Raw genomic sequence first — 3,971 nt, 5'->3', positions numbered from 1 at the left:
GCATCGCTACAGGCCGCGCTCGCCACGCTCGGTGCTGCTGGCGAGGGCACCGCGGATGGCACCACCATTGCCACGTCGCTGCTCGCCTCGGTCGAGGCGGATGACGCGGTCAGCGACGCCCAGAACCGGGTTGACCATGCCGAGGAGTCCTACGCCCACGCGCTCGAGGGCGTCGACCGCGAGGTGGGATCCAAGCAGCGCGCCGCCAACGCCGCCTACGCCCAGCTTTCCGACGCCCAGCTCGCCCAGCGCGCCGCAGAGCTCGGCGCCCAACAGCAAATCGCCACGCAATCCCAGGCCGTCGACCACGCCCTCAAGTCCGCCGCGGGCGCCCGCGTCGCCGCCGAGGAAGCCAATGCGAAACTCGAGTTCGACATCTCCGGTTCTCACCTATTTTCTCCGCTTAATGGAGTGATCACGTCCGTCACCGCGCAGCAAGGCCGCCCCGCCGAGGGGCCGCTGCTCGCGATCGCGGATGACTCGTCCCTCCTAGTCAAGGCAAAGGTCAAGGAAGCCGACATCGCGGATATCAAGGTCGGCGACCGCGTCACGTTCACCTCCCCCAGCCAACCACATAAGGAATACACGGGCACCGTGTCCTTCATCTCGCCCGTCTCCGCCGCTCCCGCCGAGGCCGCCGGCTCTGGGGCCTCCGCGCCGGTGGGGAACGGTACCGGCGCGGGTTCGGGGAAGGCCGAGTTCCCCATCGAAGTCCGCGTGGACGGCAACCGCGAGGGCCTGCGTCTAGGTTCCACGGCAAAGGTCAAGGTCGTCACGCACGAGGACAAAGACGCGCTGACGGTTCCGCTCAGCGCGCTCATCGACGGCGACAAAGCCGTGCTCGTCGTTTCCGACTCCGGCACCATCGAGCGCCGCGACGTGAAATTGGGCACCCGCACCGATTTCGAAGCCGCCGTCACCTCTGGTCTCCGCCGCGGCGACCGCGTGCTCACCCAGGGCGCGGCCCATGAAGGCGTCGTCGGCCAGCAGGCATACCTGCCCGACGCAGCGAGCGGAGAGAAATGAGCCTCATCAAGATGCGGGGCATCGTCAAGCGCTTTAACGAGGGCACCGACGCCGAAATCACCGTCCTGCCTGGCTGCGACTTCTCGATGGAACCTGGCGAATTCGTCGCCGTCATCGGCCAGTCCGGCTCCGGCAAATCCACGCTCATGAACATCATTGGGCTGCTCGATCGCCCCACCGCGGGCACGTATTTCCTCGACGGCGAGAACGTCTCCACCTACAACGATGACGCGCTCGCCCGCCTGCGCGCCGACAAGCTCGGCTTCGTCTTCCAGAACTTCAACCTCATCGGCCGCATCACCGCGCTAGCCAACGTGGAAATGCCCATGGTTTATGCCGGCGTGCCCCGCCGCGAGCGCTCCCGCCGCGCCGCCGAGCTTCTCGACCTCGTCGGCATGTCCGAGCGCGCCAGCCACCTGCCCAACGAACTCTCCGGCGGCCAGAAGCAACGCGTCGCCATCGCCCGCGCGCTCGCCAACAACCCGGAGGTCATCCTCGCCGACGAGCCCACCGGTGCCCTTGACTCCCAGACCGGCCGCCTCGTCATGGACCTCTTCCACGAGCTCAACCGCGAGCACGGCACCTCCATCGTGTTTATCACCCACAACCCGGAGCTTGCCGCTGAGTGCTCGCGCACCGTGACCATGACGGACGGGGTGCTGAAATGAATCTCACCGAATCTTTGCGCATGGCGCTCACCTCGCTGCGCACCAACAAGATGCGCTCGCTACTCACGCTGCTGGGCGTCATCATCGGCATTGCCGCCGTCATCGCGATCCTCACCCTCGGCTCCGCGCTCAAGGGCCAGTTCACCTCTGACCTCGACAAGGTCGGCGCCAATAACTTCCAGGTCCAGGTCAAGGAGCGCACCGACGAAGGCGAGACCGACTACAACGTCGAGTCCTCCGTCGACGACCCCGACTCCCTCCTCACCCCCGAACAGCTGGAGCAGGTTCGCACGGCACTGGCGCCCGACGTCGAGGGCGTCATCATCGGCGAATACGACACGTATCCAGGCGACCTGACGCCTGAAGGGGCATCGAAAAGCTCAGCGGTGATGGTGCAACCCACCAACCCGGACTACGTGACGGCCTCGCAGTTCACTGTCCGCACCGGCCGCGCACTCACGGACGACGACATCGCGGCCGACCGTGCCGTGACCATGCTCTCTGCCGCGACCGCCACCGAGCTCTTCGGCGACGCCGACCCGGTGGGCCAGACACTGAATTTTGCTCCGCTCGACGGCACGGATCTGGAGCTCACCGTCATCGGCGTCTACGACAGCCACGCCACCGGCGCGCTCATCGGTGGCGGCGGGCCCGAACACGCGCTCGTGCCCTACCCCCTCGCTGCCCAGCTTTCCGATGCCCCTTTAGCCGGCGAGGCCTTTTCCTCCGTGTCCATCCGGGCGGCGGCCGGCACAGACAAGGCCGCGCTCGGCGCGCGGCTCCAAGCGGCCTTCGACTCGATGTACGCCGACAACGAGGACTACCGCGTCGAGGTCACCGACTTCAGCAAGGACCTCGCGAGCCTCAACCAGCTGCTCACGGCGTTGTCCGCGGCGATTGCGGCAATCGGCGGGATCTCGCTGCTCGTCGGCGGCATCGGCGTTATGAACATCATGCTGATTACCGTCACGGAGCGCACCCGCGAGATTGGCGTGCGCAAGGCGCTCGGCGCGCGGCGGCGTGACATCCGCCTGCAGTTCGTGACGGAGGCCATCATCGTGTGTCTCATCGGTGGGCTCATCGGCGTGGTGCTCGGCTCTGTGGCAGGCATGATCGGCTCGTCGCTCATGGGCTACTTCGTGTTCCCGCCGCTCGGCGCGATTGTGGTCTCGCTGCTCTTCGCCCTCGCCATCGGGCTCTTCTTCGGCTACTACCCCGCCGGCAAGGCGGCAAAACTCGACCCGATTGAGGCGCTGCGCTACGAGTAGCTTGGCTGCATGATTCATTTCGGCAACGACTACAACCAGACCGCCCATCCCGCCGTCCTCGACGCACGCCGTCGAGCCCGCGATGGTCTATATCTCGCAACCCGCCGAATTCGGCACGGTGTAGTCGTCCAGTAACTTACATCAACCACGAGAGTAAACTTAAGTACCAGTATTGGACGGTATGGCGGGACACACCATTATAGTCTGGTGTTCCTACGCGCTCTTACAACCAAGGGTAATCCAAACTCGAACAGAAAAATGTTGAGTTTCATTACCATGGCTTAATGGATACAAGCCTTATTGGCACGACAACAGGAACTATCGAAGACGACGATAAAACTTACACTGCGACTGTTTGGAGAAGCATGCAAGGTTTAATAGGTAGAACTTCAAATAGCAGCAACCAGGCTAAAGTTCTTGTGCTCTTTGCGCGTACGGAAGCTACGTATGCCGAAGAATTTGTCGGAATCGCTTTAACCAAAGAGCAGGAAAGTGCCATGGCCGAGCATGTTGATTCTCCAAGTATAACCTGTTGGACTGAAGAAGTTCCCCTTCAAGGCTGGGAAGGAAAACTAAACAAGTCTCGTTTCCCGAAACTTGTCTATCTCGTTTTTAGAGAAGGGTATGCGCAACATTCCTCCGTGCGCTACCAGGAAATGAGCCCAGAAATATTGGCTGCATTTACCACGCGTGAAGCAGCTCAGACTGATGTCGTTTCTCGGCAGAAAAAGGAACCTTCATTCTTACCGAGTAAATTTCATATATGGGAAGTCGAATTCGGGTTTTTGACCGAAAAATTCCGTGGCCAAGGTCCAGAAATCCCCATGTACTGAGCAGTACTTCTCGTCGGTTTTAAATTCTGTTGCAAGGAGAACGTAGGCATCTATTTCGCTGCAAAATGGCGGAATAGGCTCAATGAATTCCCATATCGAAATTGGGTTATCCGCAGTTTTAGGGATATGTCTCGTCGCCCCTTAGCTCAAGCAGAAGACCACTGCCGAGGAGCGTG

General features: G+C 61.8%; 5 protein-coding genes. All 5 read left to right on the top strand.

What is annotated here, in order from left to right; translation table 11 throughout:
- The coding region (locus tag HMPREF0308_RS01035) for an efflux RND transporter periplasmic adaptor subunit (RefSeq protein ID WP_005527906.1) at window positions 1-1,026 on the top strand (1,026 nt) is incomplete at its 5' end.
- Window positions 1,023-1,694, top strand: a complete 672-nt coding sequence (locus tag HMPREF0308_RS01030; RefSeq protein ID WP_005527904.1) for an ABC transporter ATP-binding protein — start codon at window positions 1,023-1,025, stop codon at window positions 1,692-1,694. The genes HMPREF0308_RS01035 and HMPREF0308_RS01030, both read left to right, overlap by 4 nt.
- Complete coding sequence (locus HMPREF0308_RS01025; protein ID WP_005527902.1) at window positions 1,691-2,962, top strand: ABC transporter permease; 1,272 nt, start codon at window positions 1,691-1,693, stop codon at window positions 2,960-2,962. The genes HMPREF0308_RS01030 and HMPREF0308_RS01025 overlap by 4 nt, the downstream gene beginning before the upstream one ends.
- A 9-nt stretch (window positions 2,963-2,971) precedes the next feature.
- A complete protein-coding gene (locus HMPREF0308_RS14300) occupies window positions 2,972-3,097 on the top strand; it encodes a hypothetical protein (protein WP_255313631.1) in 126 nt (41 codons plus the stop codon).
- Between the two features lie 149 nt (window positions 3,098-3,246).
- Complete coding sequence (locus HMPREF0308_RS01020) at window positions 3,247-3,795, top strand: hypothetical protein (RefSeq protein WP_005527900.1); 549 nt, start codon at window positions 3,247-3,249, stop codon at window positions 3,793-3,795.
- Window positions 3,796-3,971: the final 176 nt, after the last annotated feature.

It is taken from the genome of Corynebacterium striatum ATCC 6940, from assembly GCF_000159135.1.
GTDB lineage: Bacteria > Actinomycetota > Actinomycetes > Mycobacteriales > Mycobacteriaceae > Corynebacterium > Corynebacterium striatum.
Note: the sequence above shows the minus strand (reverse complement) of the source record. Positions and strands in the feature narration are given on the sequence as shown.

Excerpts from the sequence above, each read along its gene's own strand:
- HMPREF0308_RS01030 (WP_005527904.1), top strand. The coding sequence starts at position 1,023 with ATGAGCCTCATCAAGATGCGGGGCATCGTCAAGCGCTTTAACGAGGGC.
- HMPREF0308_RS01025 (WP_005527902.1), top strand. The coding sequence starts at position 1,691 with ATGAATCTCACCGAATCTTTGCGCATGGCGCTCACCTCGCTGCGCACC.
- HMPREF0308_RS14300 (WP_255313631.1), top strand. The coding sequence starts at position 2,972 with ATGATTCATTTCGGCAACGACTACAACCAGACCGCCCATCCCGCCGTC.
- HMPREF0308_RS01020 (WP_005527900.1), top strand. The coding sequence starts at position 3,247 with ATGGATACAAGCCTTATTGGCACGACAACAGGAACTATCGAAGACGAC.